At 59.8% G+C, this 23,577-nt stretch carries 6 protein-coding genes; 4 read left to right on the forward strand and 2 right to left on the reverse strand.

Annotated elements, in window-relative coordinates:
* Positions 1 to 10: 10 nt before the first annotated feature.
* Positions 11 to 1,069: a squalene--hopene cyclase gene (locus ACQK2L_RS12645; protein WP_425397336.1), complete on the forward strand. Its 1,059-nt coding sequence runs from the start codon at positions 11 to 13 to the stop codon at positions 1,067 to 1,069.
* Positions 1,070 to 1,079: 10 nt separating this feature from the next.
* Positions 1,080 to 3,779 carry a TlpA family protein disulfide reductase gene (locus ACQK2L_RS12650; RefSeq protein ID WP_425397337.1) on the forward strand — a complete coding sequence of 900 codons (2,700 nt, stop codon included), beginning with the start codon at positions 1,080 to 1,082 and terminating at the stop codon, positions 3,777 to 3,779.
* 5 nt (positions 3,780 to 3,784) lie between these two features.
* Here ACQK2L_RS12650 and ACQK2L_RS12655 read toward each other — a convergent pair whose 3' ends face one another.
* Together ACQK2L_RS12655 and ACQK2L_RS12660 are read right to left on the reverse strand one after the other, a co-directional pair.
* On the reverse strand, positions 3,785 to 6,196 hold the full coding sequence (locus ACQK2L_RS12655; RefSeq protein WP_425397338.1) for a WD40 repeat domain-containing protein: 2,412 nt from the start codon (positions 6,194 to 6,196) through the stop codon (positions 3,785 to 3,787).
* 144 nt (positions 6,197 to 6,340) lie between these two features.
* Positions 6,341 to 8,857, reverse strand: a complete 2,517-nt coding sequence (locus ACQK2L_RS12660) for a carboxypeptidase-like regulatory domain-containing protein (protein WP_425397339.1) — start codon at positions 8,855 to 8,857, stop codon at positions 6,341 to 6,343.
* 312 nt (positions 8,858 to 9,169) lie between these two features.
* On the opposite strand from ACQK2L_RS12660, the gene ACQK2L_RS12665 reads away from it, so the two are divergent.
* Together ACQK2L_RS12665 and ACQK2L_RS12670 are read left to right on the forward strand one after the other, a co-directional pair.
* Complete coding sequence (locus tag ACQK2L_RS12665) at positions 9,170 to 22,621, forward strand: right-handed parallel beta-helix repeat-containing protein (protein ID WP_425397340.1); 13,452 nt, start codon at positions 9,170 to 9,172, stop codon at positions 22,619 to 22,621.
* Entirely contained in the window at positions 22,618 to 23,535 is a 918-nt protein-coding gene (locus tag ACQK2L_RS12670) for a hypothetical protein (protein ID WP_425397341.1), read from the forward strand. The genes ACQK2L_RS12665 and ACQK2L_RS12670 overlap by 4 nt, the downstream gene beginning before the upstream one ends.
* The last annotated feature ends 42 nt before the right edge of the window (positions 23,536 to 23,577 follow it).

Genomic DNA, 23,577 nt, shown 5'->3' on the forward strand with positions numbered 1-23,577 from the left:
GTAACTGAAGATGAAAGCACTACGCCGCGACGCGACATTGGTTCTGGGCTTAATTGCCTTGGCGTTTGCGCTCGGTGACCGCCCAACGATGGCGCAGTCTCCGGAGCTGCGTTTCGGCGAGGTGGTGCCGCGTGATGTTCGTGAAATGTACGATCGCGGGTTGAAGTACCTAGCCACCACGCAGAGCGAGAATGGCAGTTGGGAAGGTGGCCAGTCGGGCCCAGGTGTAACAGGGCTATGCGTGATGGCATTCCTGGCGTCGGGCGAGGACCCCAACTTTGGCGTGTACAGCAACCCCATACGCAAGGGCCTCCGCAACATCATTCAGCAGCAGGACGCCAGCACGGGGTACCTGGGCAACAGCATGTACCATCATGGTTTCGCCATGCTCGCCCTGGCTGAAGCCTACGGTGCGGTAGACGAACAGAACCTCTGGCCCCGCGGCGAGACCCGCGGCAAACGCTCCATCGGCGAAGCGTTGGAATTGGCGGTCCGCTCCGCGGTCACCTCGCAGAAGAAGAACCCCCTGGGGGCGTGGCGCTACTCGCCCGACACCACCGACGCCGACACTTCGGTGTCGGGCGCGGTGCTGGTGGGACTGCTCGCGGCTCGCAACGCAGGCATCGAGGTGCCCGACGAATCGATCGACCGCGCTATCGCCTATTTCAAGTCGATGACTTCCGACAACGGCCAAGTGGCTTACTCCGGTGGACTTGGCGGCTTCGACGAATCGATCGCGCGCATCTCGATTGGCTCGCTGGTCTACGCAGTGGCGCGACGAAAAGACTTGCCGCAGTACGAGACGACCCTCGCGTATTTGAAGCAACGAATCGAGAACGACTCGGCGGGACACTACGCCGAGTACACGCGCTACTACCAGGCGCAAGCGCTGTTTCAAGGCGATATCGAGTCGTGGGAGAAGTGGAACAAGCTTCTCGTCAGGCAGTTGAAAGCATCGCAAGCGGCCGATGGCAGCTTCGAAGGTCAATTTGGCAAGCCGGTTGCGACGTCGATGTCTCTGTTGTCGCTGGCGTTGAATTATCGTTTCCTCCCCATCTACGAACGCTAGGCGATTGACGATGGCACGTAGCCCCTACGACCTCTGGTGCTCGGTAGCTCTTGTGCTGCTGTTGTCGCACGCAGCTTGTGCGGATGACGGGCGCCTGGACGCTCCGCGCCTGTCCATGAAGAACGGCGATTACTACGAAGGGCAACTCGCCGATGGCGACACGCCCAACGTACTGCGCTGGCATGCGGCAATCGCTGAGACGCCCATTGCGTTTCCCCTCAATGCAGTTGCCTCGCTTCATTACCCGCGTTCACATACGCCACCTTCGGTGGACGGTTTCTGTTTCCAGTTAGCAGGGGGCGACGTCTTTTACGGTACTCTCGAAGCATTGGACAGCGATTCCATTAAGATCAAGTCGCAACGATTTGGCGAGCTGAAGTTCCCCGTCGACCACGTGGTAAGGGCGGTTCGCTGCGATGAAGGTAGCGGTTTGTTGTATTTCGGGCCCAACGGACTGAGTGAATGGACCCAGGAGGAGGGGGATGGCAAGTGGCGCGAGCTCGCGGGTCGCCTGCAAGCCAGCGGAAGCAAGAAACTGCGTCACTCGGTGGAACTGCCGACGCAGGCGTGCTTGGAATTGGAGCTTTCCTGGCAACAACTCCCGGAGTTTGCGATCGAGTTAGGCAGTTTCTGCTCGTTGGAAACTTGTGGCGAACAACTGGTGCTCGTTCGCGAAACGTCCGAGGCCGCTGATATCGGGATGGTGGAAAAGCTCTCGAAGGGCAAAGGCACACTGCGAGTTCAACTCTACATCGACCAATCGACGGGGCTCTGTTCGGCCGTCACGCCCGAGGGGCAGCTCCTGACCGAGATCAAGATTGCTCCCGAGTCACAAACCAAGTGCGTGTTTGCGATCCAGAATCACAAGCACCAGCTCAACCTGGATCAACTAATTATTCGCAGCTGGGATGGCACGCTGCCGGGTAAGCTCGAATCGGGCGAGACGAGCATGCACCTGGCTGGTGGCTCGATTAAGTCTGCCCAGTCGCCTCGACTCGATGCGGAGAGCGGCGAGTTGATTCTTGCCGCCGACCAAGGCGATGATTCGGAAGAGACAGAGGAGGAACGGATACCGCTGCAAGATGTGCTGGCACTATCATTTCCCCATCGGCAACAACCGGTGTCGGCTGCGATGTGTGTGACGCTGACCGACGGAGTCCGGGTTTGTGGCGACTTGAAGCAGGTTGGCGATGGTCAGCTGGTGGTATTCAACCCCAGTGCCTCGGCAGACCTGCGTTTGCCGCTGGAAGAAGTGATGTCCATCGTTGGATTGACGACCGGCGAACAGGATAATTCGAACGTTATCACCAAAGGACGGCGTGGGCGTTTGGAAACGTCGGGTACGCTGTCGCGTGGCGCACTTGTCGAAGGGGAGGACGGCAAGCCATTCGAGCGGCTTTGTTGGCACCCCAGCAACAGCGTCGACAGCACGCAACTCGCTGCGGACATGTCCGGCCGCATCGTTTTTAGGGACCGAACCGCAAGGCCATCGACGCCGGCCCCGGCGCAAGCGAGAACACCAAGCGTACTCGGCAAGGTACTGGGGGTGTTTGTCGACCCCAACGAGAAGGCGCGGAGCGAGAAGTACGAAGAGGTGATGGTGCTTCGCCGGGGCGACCGTTTTCCCTGCTACATTGAATCAGTGGATGAAACTGACGTCGCATTTCGAAGCCCACTGTTGGAGATTACCCGCTTGCCTCTCGAAGAGGTGAAAGCGTGGCACAGCATGGAAGAATCGAAACTCGAAGAGCTATCCGAGGAAAAGCGAGATCGTCTTCTCACGCTGCCGCGCATGCAACGCAAGAATCCACCCACCCACCTGATCGAGTCGAAACGAGGCGATTTCTTGCGTGGACGCCTGGTTGAAATGGACGCGGACCATCTGGTGATGGAAGTGCGCCTGGACAACCAGAAGATCGATCGCCATCTGGTGGGCCGGATCGTGTGGCTGGAAGACGAAGCAGCAGCCGAGGCCGACCCACCAAAGGTACATGAAAAAGATGGCGCTCAAGCTGTCCAGGTGGTGCATCGCGATGGCGTGCGCCTGACGTTCACTCCGAACGGGTTTCGCGAAGACACCATTTACGGGCGGAGTCCCACGTTGGGGAAGTGCCATGTCGAGTTAAAGCGCGTCGACCAGTTGGTGATCGGTGATGCGATCGATGAGGCGGCCGGCGAGGTGGTTAGCGACTACTGGCATTTGAGGCCTGCGACCGATCCAAAATTCGTCACCGACGAAGACTCGCCCGAAGGGGCAGCTTCCTCGGCGGGGACCGAGTCGGATCTGGTTGGCAAACCGGCGCCTGAGTTTGAACTCGCACTGTTAGACGGATCGAAATTCAGGCTCAGCAAGCAGCAGGGCAAGGTCGTTGTGCTGGACTTTTGGGCAACCTGGTGCGGTCCCTGTATCCAAGCAATGCCACAAGTCGAAGCGGTAGTCGCAGAATTTGAGGAAGAGGACGTGGAGCTGGTTGCGGTGAACATGCAGGAGGATGCGGCCAGCATTCGCTCGTTGCTGGAGCGATTGGAAGTCGACCCGACCGTTGCGCTGGACATCGATGGCGCGACGGCCGAGAAGTATGCGGTAACGGCCATTCCTCAAACCGTGGTGGTGGACAAAGAAGGGAATGTGGCCGCCCTATTCGTTGGCGGCGGCCCTCGACTAGTGGAGCAATTGCGCGAAGTCCTGCAGCGCGAAGTCGAGAAGTAAACGCCCTATTGTTGGTCGGCCAATCGCATTAGCGCTTGGCTCGCAAGTTGCAATACCGCCTCTGCATTCGCGTCTCTTGCAAGTTCTTCCAGAGCTTGGGACGCTGCGGGGGTATCCAATTGTTCCAAGGCGACCATTGCCCGACGTACAGTAGTGTGCGTTTCGACCTTGTCGTCTTTCTGGGCCAGTAGCGACAACAAGCGTTCTTGACGCTCGTCTATTGCAGTTGGCTGCTCCGTCACAGCTTGACCACGGTCGATCACTGTAGATATGCCGCGCAGCTTGGTGACGAGAAACTCCGCCGCTTGTTGAGGCTCTCGCTGCATGGTCCACATTGCTCGGTACGCGGTGTCCGCGTCGCCGCGCAGTTCGCTCCACAGTTGCGGCATTTCCGCATGCGCAGGAAGGTCCGGTGGCTCGAGATCCCACAGGTAGCAGACTCCATCGCTTCCACCACTCACGAGGGTTTGTCGGCCGGGACCAAATCCCACCGTGTAGGCATAGTGGTCGTGCTTCCCCAAGTTGCGAACTTCTTGGCCCGTCCAGGGTTCCCACAACTGTACCGCACCCGTCATGCTGCCGGTCGCCAGCAACCAGCCATCCGGCGAAAAGGCTATCGTGCCGTAGACGAACCGCCCGGGCACTTGGAATTCCCTTAGCTTGCGCATTTCGGCGGCATCCCACAGACGCACCTTTCCGTCGAGGTGCGCTGTGGCCAGGGTATCCTCTTTGGGACTATAGCAGACCGTGTACATGCGATTGTCGCCACCGTTGCCTAGCTCCTTGTTCACTTCGAAATCGCGCTGGAGTTGGCCGTCGGCGGAGTTCCAGAATCGCACCTTGCGATCCCATCCGGCGGTTGCCAACACATCGCCCGCCGGACTGAACGAAAGCCCATAAACTTCGCCGTGCGGGAGCTTTCGGGCGGGTTCGTCGGTGGACAAATCCCAGAGATACGCAGCCGACTGGCGAAACACAGCAGCGGCCAGGTATTTGCCGTCGGAACTGAAGTCCAGGCACTCGACGTGCGAATGAGGGTCCTTTCCCTTGGGCCACTCCCATCGCTTCCGCACGGCGCCATCTTCAACGTTCCATACAATCACGTGTACTTGATCGCCGATGGTGCCACCGCCACAGAGCCATTTGCCATCGCCGGAGAATTTTAGCTGCGCGTAGCCGGCGTTGGGGGTAGTCAAGGTTCGCTCTACCGTACCATCGCCATGCAGAACGTGCACCGCGCCCGAGTCGTCTTCGTACGCCACGCGATCTCCGACGGGCGACAGCGTCACAACTCTTGTCGCCCGTACTCCTACCGGAAGAGGCAATTGCTCGAGTGTTTCCATATCCCACCGCCGCACAGCCCCATCCCATCCGGAGGAGAACAACGTTTTTCCGTCATCGGAGAAAGCGACCGTCCATGGCTTCCATTGGTGACCGGTCAGCACCTTCTTCAGCTTTCCATCTTCCGCTGTAAGTAAGTGGATGTCGTGGTCCGCGCCGATCGGTGCGCCCACAGCGATAATGTCGGCGTTGGGGCTGTAGGCAACACCTGAGGTGTAACTTTCGGCCTTGGTTGTAGGTTCAATCTTATACGCCCACACTTCTTCGCAGGTGTCGACCGCGTACTGCCTGGCGGCGATGTCGCGCTCGGTTCCCACGATATGTTTGCCATCCGGGGAGAAGGCCATTCGCACCAGGCGATCAGTCAGCTCGATGCGCCGCATTTCTTCGCCGGTGGTTGCATCGTGCAGGCGGATAACGGTCGGCGCGTCACTCGTGACCACTGCCAAAGTCTTCTCATCCGGTGAGAAGACCGCATATGAGTAGTGGCCTCCGAATCTCAGCCGATCCCGACTGTTGAAGTCGAGCGCATCGGTGGGATTGTTCTCGATCTCGAAGTGCACGCGACCCTCGGAATCGCAAACGACGACTCCACTGGAGAATCCCACCGCGAACTTGGTCTCGTCGCGAGTGACGTCTATCGACTTGCCCACGGTGCGCATCTGCAACACTTGCGGCGACAACGATGAGTTGAGATTTACCGCACGCGACTCGCCGCTCGCGAGATCCCAGACGAGCAGCTGATTGAAAGGGCCGATCGTGAAGAAGTGATGACTGTTGCTGGAGAACACCAACGGTCTCATGCCATACGCCGCCGCAGAAAAGCTCATATTCCGCGGCATTCCTGTACGCCAGAGTTCTTTGCCGGTCGACCGGTTCCAAGCAATCAACTCGTCACTACCAATCGACATCACCTTGTCGCCATCGGGAGAGAGAGCGAGTTGAGTAACGGATGAAGGATGCCGGAACCGCTGCGTCCCCATTCGCAGGATGGCACCATCCGGCAGCGGGTCGCCCAAACTATCGAGTGCGGGACTGCTAGCGCGTTCGGCCGCTGGTGCAGAGGGTTCGGCCATGGCGACGCCGCTGATCATTAGCAGGCTTACTATACAACAATAACCTCCATACTGCCTTCGAGATGGATCTCTTTTCATACCGTTGCCCCTGAAAATTCTGTTCCGTGTGCAACTCGTAGTGTTGCCCACGAGTGAGTTTTTCCGTTACTCGAGTTGTAACTCACCAAGGTCGAAGGGCTCGTTGCCCCCTTCGGTTTTGGGAACCTCGAATCGATAATCTCTGATGCCACCAGGTCCGCGCTCTCTGAATCGAGCGCTGAGCTTGTAAACACCTGCCGGTACGTCGTCGATCCGGAATCGACCTTCGTCGCCCACCGTTACAGTGAATGAGGGCGTGGACTTTCTTGCTTGCTCGTAGCTTTGACGGGCCGCCTGCCACGCGATGCCTTCTGGCGATTGTCTCCACTCCGCCCACCAAGCGTCGTTTTTGGCAGCATTGTTCCGTACATCAGCGGGAGGTGTTGGGCGTGGCGGAGGCACGATGCCGGTCGATACATACAAGATCGCCAACGGCCAATGAATGTCATTTCCGGCGTTATCGGGTGGCACAAGTTGGCCAATCACCGCACGTCCCACTCCGCCGAGATCCAAGTGCGTGGTCTCTCCCGACTTGAATGTCGCCGCGACTCTCGCCGACGAGGTCACTTCCGTGGCGCCATCGTCAACCAGCAAGATGATTCGCCGACCGATGCGGCCCTCACCAGGAAACAATCGCTCGAATACGTAGTGTCCACCCTCTCCCGTTGTCGTTCGTTCCGAAGTGAATATGTTGGGCACGCTGTCGCCGTAGGAGTGAATGCCGGCGCCGTTTTGTTCGAGCGTCACGCCCTCTGCGGGCTTGTCACCTACCCGGAAGGTGCCCTCGGCACGCGCCCAGCGTTGCAGCCGGACCGCGTTCGGAATGGGCCCGTCGATGGTTCGCAGGTAAGCGAATCCTTCCGAATGCGTGATGACCAACTGGAAATCTCCTTCGCGCGGTGGAATGCTGAAGTGTCCGTTGCTATCTGCATTGATGCGAGTAGCGTAGGTCGACCCGTCGTCGATGGCGCCATTTTTGACGCTGATCTGCGAGTCGGCGACGCCTAGCGCGATCTTGGCTCCGGCTGCTGGTTTGCCGTCTGGAGTTTCGAGCGATACAGCAATGCTCTCGGCCGGCTGCAGTTCGAAATCGAAATTCACTTCGCCTTCGTCGGTCTTGATATCCCGAGAGATAGCCACGCGATACCCCTCGGCTTCAATCTTCACCAGGTGAGCCGGATAGCCGTGCGTCATCCGCACGCGATACTTCCCACCTTTCGCGTCGAAGCTGTCTCGTTCAATCCAGTTCGTTCTTCCTCCGCTCCGCAATCCGGGGATCACGTGAAATGCCTCGACCGGTTCTCCTGTCTTGGCATTGGTCACCTTGCCCGACACCACCAGAGCCGGTGGTGGATTAAAAACATACTCCTCCTCTCGTGCGATGATCGGCTGCTCCGACAATTGCATGCCGCCCGGACGGCAAATATCGGCGGAGAATGAATCCAGCGCTTCGTTCCATTCCCACACCCCGTTGTCGTCCGCGTATTGAGAGACGTGGTCAAACTCAAAGTACTCGAAGCGTCCCCGCCAGCGTTGAAAGAAGATGCGCGCCTTGGGGATTCCATTCCCTTGCTCGTCGACTACGCGAATGCGGACCTTGCCACCCGGCTGCATCTCGAAGTCGACCGGCTGCATGTCTGCTTTCACGCGGACTTCCTTCATGTCGGTAGCCTTACCTGTCGCGGAAACAACGATTCTGGTCAAGTGAGGCTCGCAGCCTTGCAGGATGTAGTAACCCGATTCGTCAGTGGTGGCCTTTCGCAGTTCATTCAAGAGCTTGGTCTTCACCAGCGCACCGGCGATTGGCTCGCCGTCCGTATCGGTAACTCGACCATGCACCATCAGTCCAGGAGATATGACTATCTGGGCGTGCGGCTTCTCGTCCGGTTCGAGCGCGTACGACACGCGAGCCAGATCCTGCCGCGCTGGTTGAAAGTTGGGGAAGTCGATCGTAACGTGCACGCTCTTCATGTCATCCGGCACGCAGTCGTAGCGCCAAGCGCCCTGCTTGTCGGTCTTGATCTGGGTTCCCACGCCAAGTTGCTGCGTATCGCCAGCGCGTTTCTTAAAATCGACTCTGGGATGCACTGTCGCGCCCTCCAAGGGCTTGCCCGACTCGTCCACTACCACTCCACCCACCGACCACGCTTTCTGCAACACAGCCGTGAACTCAGTGGGAATCTCCACCGGCTGGCCGCTCGACCGCCATGCGGCCCAGTAGGGGGCGTAACCTGCGTGTTCGATGACCAAAGTGAGGCTGCCCGGGTGTTCTGCAAATCGTAGTCGTAGTACGCCCTGGTCGTCTGTTATCAAGCGTGCGCCGTAGCCATAGCTCTTGATAAACTCTCCTTCGAGCACCTGCTCCTTGCCTAGTTGTTTCGTGTTCCTGGTGCTTACATTCACGTTAGGCGCAGGCTGGCCTTCGGGTCCGCGCACCTGGAGCTTGAAGTCCCAGTGTGCATCGTCGGTTTGCGCGGCAGCGGGGTTCTGCGCATCACAGGGCGAGGGGGCCAGTACCAACGCGATTGCTATTAGGACGAACAAGCACGCTTGAAGTGCGAAACGGATCGCGTCGTTGTACATAAGTCACACAGAGATTTGATTCGCGTAACTCGCGCTGGTTGGTAACATCACGGCTTGTATTCTACCCGACGGCCTGCCGCGATGGGGCATTGGTTCATCAAGCGGCTGGATCGACGTCCCCCCTCTGAATTGGGGGGAACTGTTCGACTAATTCTTTGCTTTTTGGGTTTGGCTGGTGTAAGCTGATCGGCGGAACTGCGTGCTTTCGAACCTGCATTCTACTAGAGTGCTGGAATCGCACGGGACGGGGAAGTGGCGTGACTTTTCGGGGTTCGAGCCTCATCAAGGCGGTAACATTCGAGGACTACGCCCGTGTCGAAACGACGTCGCTCTCGGCGTAAGGGGACCGTTTTCCATGCGCGCAACGCACTCGGTCAGCGAGTGCGTCGACTGAAGCTCGAAACGCTCGAAGCGCGAAGGCTACTCAGCCTTACCGACGCTGCTATTACGTCGACGCAGCAAGATCAGCTTGCCGGCGGACTCGATGGTCTCAGCCAATGGGCCGACACGCTCGACGACCACGACCTGGCGTCGCAGTTGTTACCGACCACGGGGCTCTCGGTCGGTGAGTCGATCGACCTCGGTGACCTGCTCGGTCAAGGCTTGGCTGATCCCATCGCCGATTACTTCGCCTTGGATGTTACTCCAACCACCGACGAACTGGTTACCGCCATCGAAGCGCTCGACAACTTCACTTTCGACAACGTGACGCTGTCGGTGGCCAATGTCAGTGGCGGGTACGATTCGGCGGAGAACGAGGTCGTCTTCACGCTCGAGTTCCAGGCCGATCGAGCGCTGTCAGTGAACCCCAGCCTGGGACCCGAGGGCGAGGCGTTGGGCATCGCATTTGGTTCGACCATCTCGGCCGACGCGGTGCTGACATTTAACTTCACGTTTGGAATCGACCTGACGGGTGGACTGGACGACGACGAGGCGTTCTTCATCCGGCCGGCAAGCCTGGCGGCTGAAGTCGATGCGAACGTACCAAGCGTACCGACCGGCCCGATGAAACTGGGCTTCTTCGACGCAACGCTCACTTCGGGCAACCTGGCGCTCGACGCCAACCTCGTAATCAGCCTGGCCAATCCCGACCTCGACGCCGCTGGCAACATCACGCTGGCCGAGCTCGAGGGCACGGAGCTGTCGTTGTTTGTGTCGTTCGTCGAGTCGGGGAGTGCTAGTGGATCGGTCACGGCCAACCCCGGCACTTTGGGCAGCTTCTCGCCCAGTGGCACGCCAACCATCAGCTTTAACTCCGCCAACCCGTTCGTTGCGCCGTCGCTGTCGTTCAACGGCGCGTACGATGAGGTGCAGAGCTTTTCGAATATCAGTTCATTCGGCTTTGTTGGCGTACTCGAGCAGCTTGCCAACTGGCTCGACTCGCTCGGCGGTACCGAGGTGCTCGACTCCGACGCGCTGCTCGCCGCCGACGGGCGGATTGGCGACTTGATCGCCCTGGATGAGATTGTCACCGAAGGGGTGATAGCTCCGCTGGTCGATATGGACGGAATCCCGATTTTTGCTACGGCCCAACAGCTGGAGACCGCGCTGGCGAGCGCGCTCGGGTTGTCGCTGGCGACGATCGACGCGGACTACAATCCCACGACCAAGGAGCTGACTTATCACCTGATCGTCGATCACACTTACCTGCCGACGAACGTGCCAGTGGGGTTCGGGCTCGATTTGAGTCCGATCTCTGATTTCACATCAGCCAGCGAAGCAACGCTCAACGCCGATGGCGATTTGGAGATGACGCTAGGCGTTTCGCTCGATGATTTAAGCGCTGTGATGACAGCCACCGCGGCGGCTCCCGCCAATGGACAGATCTCGACCGACTCGGCCTTCACCCTGAATCTCGGTTTCGGCAGCGCGGTGGCCGTGGCACTAACGGCCGCCAGCACCAGCGACAATACGAATCGCAGTCACCTGGTAGCCGACTTGAACGCCGCGCTCGCCACCGCAGGACTAAGTGCCAGTGTGGTGGCCGCTTTGGACGCCAGCGATCGGCTGACGTTCTCGACCATCACTTCGACGCTCGGCGTGGCGGCGCTGGAGCTTACCGCGGCCGATTACAATCCCAGCGGACCAGCAAGCAGCGACCCGATCGTCACCGAGTTGGGTTTTCGAGAGCGGCACTTCGCGTTTGATTCGCTGGCCAATCATGCGTTCCTCGAAAACGCGACGATTGATGGGGCTTTGTCACTTACTGCAAGCGACATCGACGGCGACGCCAAAGTCGGGTTTCTGGGTGTAGCGGTCGATAGCGGCAGCGGCACGTCAACGGCCGACTTCTCGCTCCAACTGAAGGACGTCGCCACCCAAACGCCGGGTGGCCGGGTGGGGTTGTTCGAACTGTTCGAGGCGGTGGCTCTCGACATCACCAACGTGGTCGACGTGCCGACGCTGAGCGGTGCGGTGAGCGTGTCGCTGCCAGTCGATGCGGACATTCTTGGTGAATCGCTCACCACCAGTCCCGAACTCACCATCAACTGGGCCGACCGCAGCACGGGCGCGGCCGTGGTGACAATGGTCGACGGGTCGGAACTCGAGCCGTTCGAGAACCTCTCGAGCGCCGACTTCGGTGCAGCGCTGGGCGGTGTGGGCGACTACCTTGGATCGCTCGAAGACCACTCGTTCTACGGTATGGATATCCCAGGCATCAGCAAGTCGCTGGGCGAATTGGGCGAGTTCTCTGGAAGGTTCGCCGAGTTCGTGATCGCTTTCCAAAACGACCCGGCGGCCGCACTGGACGACGTGGAACTGAAGCTCGAGCAAGCCATCGGCCTCGACGACGAGGACCTCGACATCTCACTGGTCGAAAATGGCAACGTGATTCGGGCGGACTTGATGATTCATGAGGAGTTCGTCAAGCAGATCCCCATCGCGTTGGAGTTTCCTTTTACCGACGTGTTCGGGACCGAGATCATCGAGATTCTTGTCGACCTGCGCGGCTCGGCGCTGTTGAATGTCGACTTCGAACTCGACTTCCAGCTCTCGTTCGGCATCGACATCAGCAACGCGTTGAATCTGATCCCGTTCGTGTACGAGTCGTCGTACTTGACCGCGAAGGCGGAAATCAATGCGCAGAACATTTCGTTCGACGCGAATATCCTGTTCTGGGGCATCCATGTTCGCAATGGCGAGCTGCTGGTCGATGACGACGGGTTGGACATCACGCGAGATCAGGCGATTGTCGATATTCAGCTTTCCGACAACAACGCGGGCACCAGCGAAGGGAAGATTTCGCTGGCTACCATCGATCTGGACAATGTCGATGTCAGCATCACCGGTCAGGTGAACGTCGTGTTGCCGATCTACTATCCGAATCCCAGCACTTACATCGGCAATCTGGAGCTGCGGATTGGCGATCTTGCGGACATCGCCGGCACGACGACGCTGATGGTGCCCGATCTCGAAGAAGAAGAGGAGCCGAAGGAGGAAGAGAACAACGGTTTGCTGGACAACGTCTCGGCCGTGCTGGCGGGTCTCGACGCTTGGTTCCAGATCGCCATCGACGCATTCAACGGCAAGGTTGGCAGTGTGGACTTGCCATTTGTTGGCAAGGACCTGGGCAAAGTGGCCGATTTCCTGGAAGAAGTCCACGAAGAGATGATCAGTCAGATCACCGCCCGATTCCACGAGACCGAAGGCGACACCGGCGCAGCCCTGCAGACCGCGCTGTGGCTCGCGACCGGTCCGACTGGATTGAATATCCTCAAGGATCGCGACGGCAGCGGGACGGTGACCATCGACGACGTCGAATTCGTCAACATGGACCTCGAACAGGACGGCAAGGTCGATCAGGTGGAGTTCTACCTCGACCTTGGGCAGGACCTGACCGTGCTCAACACGCCCATCGATTTCGATATCGGACTGCCGGGGCTCGGGTTGGACGTTGAGGGCGACTTGGAGATCCTGCTTGGCTACGAGTGGAACCTGAGCTTCGGCGTGAGCAATCGCTACGGCTTCTACCTGCTGACCGAAGAGGAAGACGAGATTAGCATTGACCTCGAAATCCGCACGCCCGACCTCGAGGCGCGGGGCGAGTTGGCGTTCCTGCAAATCGACGTCGCCGACGAAGACGCCGACAGCAACCCGAACAACGATGGCATCGACGTTGACATGGACGGTCGCGATCCCAGTTCGTTCACGGCGGGGCTGACCGTTGACTTTCTCGATCCGTTCGATGACCCCGAAGATCCGATCGATACCGGGAAGATGACCGAAACGGAAATCGAAAAGGTCTTCCTGGGCGACATTGACATCGACGACGCCCTGGCGGTCGATCTGGTTGGCGTGGCGGAGATGAACCTCGATTTGCTGGTGAGCTTCGAGGGCGACTCTCGGTTCCCGTCCATCGGTTCCGAGTTCACCGTGGTGTGGGACTTTGCCGGTTCGAACAGCGGACAAGACCTCGAAGGCGGAGTCCCCACGGTCGCGTTTACGAACATCACGCTCAACGCTGGTGAGTTCATTGCCGACTTTGCCGATACCGTGCTGAAGCAGGTTCAGCAGTTCACGCAGCCCATTCAGCCGATTGTCGAGTTCGTCACGTCGCCCATTCCACTGATTTCGGAGTTTGGCTTCGACTTCACGCCGCTCGACATCGCCCGCGCGCTGGGCTACGCCACCGAGGCCGACTACGTCGAAGCAGTTGCCGGCATCATCAATGTGATCAACAGCGTGCCGGAAGTGTCGGACGACTTGATGATTCCGCTCGGCGATTTCATCATCGTCGACTCCAGCATGGGCGAAGTCGACCTTCGCGACGACGATGCCCTGGTCGGGGCCAACCCGATGGTCACCGACGTGCAAGACCCGGTGATGAACCTGAAGATGGCGGACGACGACGCTGGCGACTTCTTTGACGACCTCAAGGAACTCGGCATCATCCTGCCGCTCATTGAAAACCCAACATCGGTCTTTCAACTCTTAATCGGCCAGTCGGTCGACCTGTTCTTGTACGACATCCCGCCGCTCGAGGTCAGTTTCCCGTTCCCGATCATCAAGATCGGCCCGCTCATCCCACCGATTCCGCTGTTTGCTTCAATAAGCGGCAGCATTGGAGCACGGATCGACTTGGCGGTGGGTTTTGACAGCCACGGCATCCAGGAAGCTGCGGAAACTGGCGACTGGTGGGACGTGTTCAATGGTTTCTATCTGAGCGACACTGAGAATCCCGACGGCACTGGAGAGGACGTGCCCGAGGCCACGCTGTTTGGCAGCATCAACGCCGGTGCGGAGATCAGCCTGATTGTTGTCGGAGCGGGTGTGTCTGGTGGTGTGGATTTGGAACTCACGGCCGATCTGGTCGATACCAACAACGACGGCAAAGTCCATCTCGACGAGCTGATCGCCAATATTCCGCTGGGCGTGACCGGCACGTTTGATCTGGGAGGTTCGATCACCGCTCACCTGGACGCCTACGTCGAACTGCTGTTCAAGCGCGTGGAGTTCACATTTGCCGAAATCGAAATCGCCAGTTTCGAATTCACCGACGAAGACATATTCACCGACCGGTTCACCGGCAACAACTCGATGGGCACTTCGCGATTCCTCGGCGCCGGTCCCGGACTGCACATTGATGGACTGAGCATCGAAAGCACCGGCGACGTCGATTGGTTCGAGTTCGAACTGCTGCGCGAGGACAGCATCGAGGTTGACATTCGCCACAGCGGTGTGCACGGCGCCATTGAGCTCGAAGTGTACGACGCCGGGGGGCAATTGCTGGCCGAGGGCAAGAGCGGCACCGACCGCGAGTTCGCCGTGCTGCTGGACGTGCCGGCGGGCAACTACTTCGTTCGCGTCAACGGCAGCGGCGAGCTGAACAACTACCAGCTGGCTATCGAGCCCGATCAGACGAGCGACACCCGTGTGATTTACGTCAATCCGACCGGTGCATTCGACCGGGGCGACGCCTACTACACTACCGCACCCGGCGACGCCAAGTACGACGGGCTGACGCATCGCAAGCCGAAGCCGTCGTTGCAGTCGGTGCTCGATACGTACGACCTCGGCCCGAACGACATCGTGGTGCTGGAGACCGGCACCCACGCCGCAGGTGGCACGATCACCACCGACGATCAAGGCGCGATGTACATCGGCAGCATCAAGGGCAGCACACTTTCAGGTGTGAGCCTGGAGAACGCCAACGACAACCTGTTCCATCGCGTGAAATTCGCCAGCAACAGCCCGGGCCTCACGCTCTTTGGCTCCGACAATAACGTGTTCGACTTGGCCGAGTTTTCCGGCTCAGGCGTCAATCTGGTGATCGACGACTCAGACAACAACTTGTTCGTCCGTAGCGCCTTCGCCGGTAGCGGCCATGGCATTCAGATCCTTGGCAACAGCGCCGATGATGCCACGGGCAACTTGATTACGCGAAGCGACTTCCAGAACCAGGGCACCTCGATCGATGTAGCGAGCTACGCGGTCAACACGATCGACGGCAACACGTTCACCGAAAGCGGGACGCTCGGTATCCACCTCGCCGCACACGCGCCGGCGATCGTCGTTGGTAATGATATCGGTGGCCGCGCGACCGGCATGCTGTGGGAAAGCCGTGTCGCCCAGGTGTGGGACAACGACATTCATGGCGGTGGGGTCGGTATCGAGACCATTGGCGGTGTAGTGGGGCCGGACAATCCGGCGCCGTTCGGCGCGCCTGGGGGGCTCGCGCCGAATCGTGTCTTCGGCAACGATACCGGCGTGCTGGTGCCTGATAATTCGGCCGGCGCGATCGTTCGCCACACCGACATCTATTCCAACACGCTCGGCGTCGAGGTGAGCGGCGACCAGACGCAACTGGTGGCCAACGACATCCACAACAACACAACCGGCGTCAGCAGCAGCCGTATCATCGGGCCCGACAGTTGGGACATCAACCTCTCGAACCTGATTCACCACAACACCGTGGGCGTCCAGGCCCTGCCCGGCGCGGAGGTCCGCTTCAACCGAGTTTATGCCAACGAGACCGGCATCGAAGTGCTCGGTACGTCCGATATTCACCACAACCTTATTTACCGCAACACAGGTAGCGGCCTGTTGGTTTCGGGCGCGACCGACGTCGAAATCGTCAACAACACCATCTACGTACCTAGCGGCAGCGGGATCCAGTTGGAAGGCGCCATTGACGAGGTGGTGATACGCAACAACATCGTTTCCACGGCTGCAGGGTTTGGCTTGTTCGTCGAAGCGGAGAGTCAGTTCGGCTACGACAGCGACTATAACAACTTCTTTACCAGCGGCGGGGGCGTGGCGTTCCAAGGCAAGGGATTCTCCGACCTGTACGATTGGCAGGTCGAGGCCGAGTCCGACCTGCATTCACTTGGCACCACGGTGCTTCACCCGACGCTCGACGATCCCTTGTTCGTCGACCTGGCGAGCGACGACTATCACCTGCAATCCGGCTCCACCAGTATCGACGCTGGCGACCCGACGACCGCCTACAACCTCGAGCCTTCACCTAACGGCAACCGTGTGAATCTCGGTGCGTACGGCAACACGCCCCAAGCGACGCAGTCGCCGACGCACCGGTTGGAGATTACCGAGCCGAACTTCTACGTCGACCTGGTGCCCTCGCGAACCTACACGCTGGCGTGGGAGTCAAACAACATCGCCGGCGGCGTTGACTTGGACATCGACCTCTACGAAGTAGGCGTAGGCAAGGTGGCCGACATTGCTACCGTCGCCGCCTCCGCGGGGTCGACTACGTGGACGCCCGGCAGCTTTGTGTCTGGCGACAATACCAAGCGATATCGCATTCACATGGAGACCGCTAGCGGCACGTTGCTCGTCGAAGAAAGCCGCGAGCCCTTCGCCATCGTCGATCACGATCCGGCGCTAGCCAATACGTTCTACGTGAACGACAGTTCGGCCTTCGGCGACGTCTACACCAGCGCCGTTGGCGACAATCGCAACACCGGCCTGACGGCCGATGCTCCGAAGGTGGTCATCCGACCGTTGGTGCTCTCCTATGCCATGGGCGCCGGCGATGTGGTGCGAGTCGACACCGGCGACTACATTCACGCGGTGAACCTGAACCTCAGCGGCGCGGCACTGCCCGATGACCCGCGCATGAACACGGTTTTGAGCACGTCGATTCTCGGGCCCATAGGCGGGCTGGGCACGGCAACCATCGACCGCGCAAATCCCTTCGCGCCGGCCACGGCACTGGAGATGATCGCCGCGCCGTCGATGACGCTTGCCGAATTAACGATTGTCGGAGCGGACATCGGCGTTCGCACTCGCGGCGGCAGTACGCAGCTCGAAGCCGACCGACTCGTGCTCACCGGTCACACTCGCGATGGGCTATCGATCGAAGGTGGTTCGGATGACGCGGAGCTGGACAACCTGACCGTGTTCAGCAACGGCCGCAATGGCATTTTTGTCGACAGCCGGCTCACGCATCTGCGCGGCAGTGAGGTGTACGACAACGCCCACATCGGCATTGCTTTGCGTAGTGTGGGGGCGGCGGTGGTCGACACCAACGAGGCGTACCAGAACTTCCGCGGTATCGACATCATCAACCCAGGTGCGGCCCAGACTGTGGTCGGGCATCCGCTCTTGCCGGCGGCTTTGGGTAACAAGGTGCACCACAACGACGAAGATGGCGTGTTTGCCTCGGGCAACGTGTGGGTGGTGGGCAATACGGTCAACGAGAACGCCAACATCGGCATTCGACTCGACGACGGGGCCGACGCCGAGCTGAATGTCGTTCACCAGCACACCATTGGCATTTCCGCCCTCGGATCGTCGTCCGACATCATCGAGAACCGTAGCTACGTCAACACGGTGACCGGCATCGAGGCATCGCTGGAGAGCAACGTCCTGCGGAACGTGACCTACAACAACCAACTGCACGGCATTCACGTCGATCGGTTCAGTGGCGTGATCGACCACAATCTCGTCTACTCGACTGGCTACGCCTCGATGAACATCGAAGGCCCCGGCCAGGCGGCACAGGTCACGTACAACACGGTCTACGAGCCATGTGCAGTGGCAGCGCCCTACGATCCGGCGGCGACAGCCGTGGTGGATACCGATTGGGACATGAACATCTTCATGCAGCAGTTTGGTCCGCCGTTCCAGATGTTCCCGGCGCCGCTGTGGGGCAATGTGGTGATGGAGTTTCAGGACGCGGTGGGCGATTTGGGCGACACGTTCGACCTTGGCCCTGGCGGCGGCACTGGCGCGCAACTGCTTGCAGCGCTCCCCGAAGGCCAAGAGTGGACCATCGATTACGAGATCTTGGCGATGGACCTGTCCTCGGCCATGTTCGAGCCAATTCCGGGAGTCGGCATCGTCGAAGCCAGCCTGTCGGTCGGTCCGATCTCGGCGGGACAACTGGTGCTCCAGAACATTGGCGGGACGCTGGTCGGAAGCAACCATCTGGAACTGTATGCTGACTTCTTCTTTACCGACACGGATACCACTTTGCTGGCTGATGGGCCCGTGGTGATCGACTATCTCGTCGAGCCTACCATGGAGTTCGGCGAATTGGATGCACTGAAGATTCCCACGTTTGTGCCTTCGGGATCGTCGTTCCCAGGCTTCCTGTTCAATCTCAATGCACCCTCCGACGGCTGGCAGTGGGACATCCAGGATGCCGACGTGACTGGCGATCCGGATCCCCCGCCGCAGGACCCAGGCGACACCTGTGCGGAGATCGGCGTGCTGATTCAGAACAATGCCGAATACGTCCACCTTCGCCACAACGCTATCTACGTGCAGGGCGACCCCAATGCCGGGCCGGGCGATCCGGTGAGCATGGACATCGTGGTCGATTCGACCAGCACGCATCGCTTCGACAGCGATTTCAACGCGCTGATCATCGACTATGGTGTCGTCGGCAGCTTCGGTGGGTTGGGCGCGGCCACGCTTACCGACTGGCAGAACGTCACCGGTGGCGAGGACCTGCATAGTCTGTCGCCCAACGTGGGCGATGTGTGGGTCGATCCCGATGGCGACGACAATTCACTGGCCGGGCTTCTGAGCGGCGACGACGACAACTTCCACCTGCGTAGTCCGTACGGTCAGGTTGACAAAGGGGCGCTCGCCCCGGTGAAGGACACCGCTGGCGGGACGGACCTGCCGGTGTTTACGCCCGTGGTGTGGCAGATTAACCCGATGCCCAACATCAATGCCCTCTCACCGCTGGTCGACGCAGGCGAGCCGAGCGCCGACTTTTCGCTCGAGCCGATCGACAACGGAATGTTCGCCAACATCGGTGTGTATGGAAACACCCTGCAAGCTTCAAACTCCGAGCCGGAGTACGTCCAACTGGTCTACCCGATCGGCGCCGAACAACTTGTGCCGGGACAAACGTACGACATTCAGTGGCGGAGTTACGACACGTCTCCACCCAACGACTTTGTCGAAATCGAACTAGTTCATGTTGGTGTTGGTGGGCTAGTGGAATGGACAATCGATTTGAATGCGCCAAATACCGGTTCCTACCTGTGGACTGTCCCGTTGGGTGTGTCGATCGGCAATGACTACGCGATTGTCATCACGATGGACAGCCAGGCGAGCCCGGGCACCGACATCGAAGGCGCGAGCCCATTCTTGTTTGAAGTCGATGGCGACAATCGTCCTCCCGAGGTGCTGTGGGCGTCGCCCGACTTTGTGGAACTGGAGAACTCCACCAATTCCAACGTGACCAGCTTGACGGTCAAATTTAGCGAGAACGTGTTCGGCGCGGGATCGGCTGCCAGCTACGAACTGCGCGGCGCCGGGCCCAACGGTGTGATCGACGATGTCGATGGAAGCGACGACGTGACCTACACGCTGAACGTCACGTACAACTTCGCCGCCAGCGACGGCGTTCCCACGTTCGCCACGCTCGACATCGTGGGTGGTCCACTACCGGAGGACGACTACCGCCTCACGGTGTACAGCAGTTCGATTGGCGACAACGCGGGCAACGTACTCGATGGCAACATGGATGGGCTATTTGCCGACTACGTGCGGCTGTTCACCGTCGACCAAACCGCGCCGATGGTTTCTCTGCCCGCCATTACGCCCGACCCTCGCAACGATGGCGTCAATCCGCTAACGATCGTTTTCGACGAACCAGTAACCGGTGTTGGCCTAGCCGACGTGCGGTTGACGCTCGATGGCGGGCCCAATCTGCTTAGCGGCACGCAGGCGCTCACTACTTCTGATGGCATTACCTGGCAGCTGGCCGACACTTCGGTGCTCACCGAGCAGGAAGGTGTCTACACGCTGGAACTTACCGCCGCGGACTCGAATATCCGCGATCTGGCAGGCAATGAATTGGTGACCAACGCCACGACAAGCTGGACCGTGGACAACACGGCTCCGCGAGTCGATATCGTGGACGTAGTGCCCGACCCAAGGAACACGGCGGTCAGTCAGATCGATGTCGTGTTCTCCGAACCGGTGACGAACTTCACGCTCGCCGACATCGAGCTGTTTGTCGATGGAGTGCAGATCGGCCTCTCCGCCAGCAGCGCTCCATCGACCAGTGACAACATCACTTGGACAATTGGCAGCCTTGCCGGTTTGACGGCGACCGAAGGCAGCTACTTGCTCAAGATTGTCGAGAACGCCGGGCTGGTGGATGCCGCGGGCAACCAGTTGGAGGCCGAAGAACGCGAAGTGTGGCAGGTGCTCACCGGTTCGCCGGCAGTTGATATTGTCGACGTGACTCCCGATCCGCGTACCATATCGGTCGACGAAATCGTGGTGTCGTTCGATGTGCCGGTCACTGGATTCGACGTTGGCGACTTGGTGCTGACTCGAGACGGCAACAATGTCTCGCTCGCCGGGCTGCCGGCCGCGACGTCGCTCGACTTGATGAACTGGCACGTCGCCGGGTTGTCCGGAGTGACGAGCGCCAACGGACTGTACGTCCTTACGCTCGACGCCACGGGCTCCGGCATTGCCGACTTCGCCGGCAATGCGCTGACGGGTGTCGTAACGGACACGTGGCTCAAAGACGACGTCGCGCCGACCGTGGCGATCGGAATGGTCGCGCCCGACCCGACGAATCAAGCCCTCGCGTCGGCCACCATCACGTTCAGCAAGCCGATCACGGGACTCGGCCTCGACAATTTGGTGCTCACTCGCGACGCACACCTCGTCGATTGGCAAGCGGCGCAGGCGGTAACCACCACTGACGGTGTGACCTGGACGCTGCAGAACCTATCTACGCTCACTTCTCTGGCCGGCGACTATGAGCTGACGCTCGATCCTGGTGGTGGCGACATCCAGGTGTTCCCAGGCAACGAACTGCTAGTTGGCGATAGCGAAGCGTGGCTGTACGATCCCGATGTACCGACCGTTTCGATGACAGAAGTAGTTCCCAACAGGAGCTTCAGCGCGAACGACACCGTGGAAATCGTCTTTAGCGAGCCGGTATTCAACTTCGACGTTGGCGACCTGGTACTCAGGCGTCGCGGCATGGTGGTGCCGCTTACCGCAGCGCAGACGCTCTCCACCAGCGACAACATTACCTGGACGCTGAGCAATCTGTCGCCGCTGACCGTTGTGCCTGGCAAGTACGAACTCAGTTTGCCGGCCGTTGGTTCCGGTGTCGAAGACGCTGCAGCCAATCCGCTGCTGGTGGGTACGTTCACCACATGGCGACGGAATTTGCCGGGCGACACCTCGGGCGACAACCGCATCGGCTTGCTGGAGTTGGGACGCATCCAGCGAAACCTTGGCACCACCAGCGGCGCCACGCAGGACGATGGCGATTTGACGGCCGACGGGGCGGTCGACCGCGCCGACCTGGTCGCTTTGCTTCCCATCTACAACACCACGCTGCCGCCCAAGCCGGTCGCCACTTCCTTCAATGGCGCCGGCGCGAACACTTTCGCCACCCTAGCGTCCGACTACGCGACGTTCCTGGGCGTGGTTGAGAACGTCATCGGGTTCGACGGGCTGTCGGGCGTCATCTCGCCCACTGAGTTCACCGTCAGCCATGGAGTGACGTTCTCGAACCTGACCGCCTTAGTGGGCGCGGATGTCGAGGGCGATTCTGGCATCATCGAGCACTTGGATGGCTACGACGGGACGTACGAGCCCGATGGCGACATCGTTTACGCCAACTACCCCAACCACACGCAGCCGCTCACCTTCGAGTTCGACGCGCCGGTGGCGTCGGTGGGAAGTTTCCTGGCGACGGGTGTCGAGGGGAGTAATCACACACTGACCGTGACCGCTTTCGACGTGGACGGAGCGATCATCCAGCAGATCACCGTGGGCACGCAGTTGTTCGCCAATGCCGACAATCGCGAAGCGTTCTGGGCGATCGCCACCGACATCCCGGCGATCAGCAAAGTCAGCATCCTCAACAACAATCCGACGGACTTTGGCAACGCGCTAGTGATCGACAACCTGGCGTGGTCTTCCACGCCGGCAGCTGCCGCTGTGCTTCAGGTGAGTGCCTTGTCGAGCCCGGAAGTTCCCAGCTCGGAAGACAACGCTGCGTTCGACACCGCCTGGAGCCAACTCGCCAGTGAACCGAAGACGCTATCGCCCACAGCTCGAGACGCGACGCTCGACCAAAGCGAACGGATTCGCACGATCGCCCAGTGGCATTTCAATGCGCAACGCCTGTTACTCGGAACAGGGCGTACAGGGCGCGGCGACTTCGCGCACGCGAGCGAACTGGTTCATCACGGCCGTGGCGATTCGCATGCCGACGTCGATGCAGCGTTTGCCGATTTGGAGTCAGGAACGGTCACCTCATGCAGTTTGGCCGCGCTCGGCCGTCGCGGCGGGAGAGGCGTATGAGACTCTTGAGCATCATCGCGACAGCTCTAATGCTCACACTGCCGGCGATTGCCTACGGTGCTGCGGGCGACGTTGCGTTCCGAGTGGACGACCGTGCTTGGCACGTCGACGACGGTGGGCTCTCACTGTCGCTCGACATGTTTGTCGACATCGAATCCAATAGCAGCGTACCGGCCATCGGATGGGGAGCGGTCGTTACTATTACCCCGCAGGCCGGATCGGCGGGTACCGTGTCGTTCGATCCACCAACAATTGTAGGCGACGCACCAAACCTCTCACCCGCTGCCACGAACGCTTATCTCGACTTCGACCTGGACGAAAGCGGCAAGGCCTATGGCGAGATGGTTGGCGGGGCCGACGAACTCAATGCGTTTAGCGCCTACATCGAGCCGACGCTGGGACCACCTCCAACGGTCGACAGCAATGGTAACCTCTCGCTTCCCGACGGCAGTGGCCTGGTGGCGTTACCGATTTCGCTTTCGACGGGCGCACGCGGTGACTTCTTGATTGAGTTCGTCGCCGACCCTCGAGTGACCGGCATCGTCTACGCCACCGGTATGGCGGAGCCCAACGACATTGCGGTGCATCCTGTCAGCAGTCATACCGCGGGCCTGTTGTCGATCGTGGGCATCGCCGGCGACTACAACATGGATGGCACGGTGAACCTTGCCGACTACACCGTATGGCGCAACTCGCTCGGCGCGACGGGCACGTCTCTCGTGGCCGATGGAAGCGGCAATGAGTTAGTCGACGCGGCCGACTATCAGATCTGGAAAGACAATTTTGGCGCCACTTCAGCAGCCGCCATCGGCGCTACCACCATCCCCGAACCCACTACATGTGGGATCGTCGCGATGCTGTTACTTGCCTGTATAGCGCGTAGGTTCGGGACGATGAGAGGCAGTGCAAGGTAACAGCGGTTACCGCGGCTTCCGGATTAGTGGAGGTTGCCGCGT

The organism is Aeoliella sp. (assembly GCF_965227375.1).
In the GTDB taxonomy this organism is placed as follows: domain Bacteria; phylum Planctomycetota; class Planctomycetia; order Pirellulales; family Lacipirellulaceae; genus Aeoliella.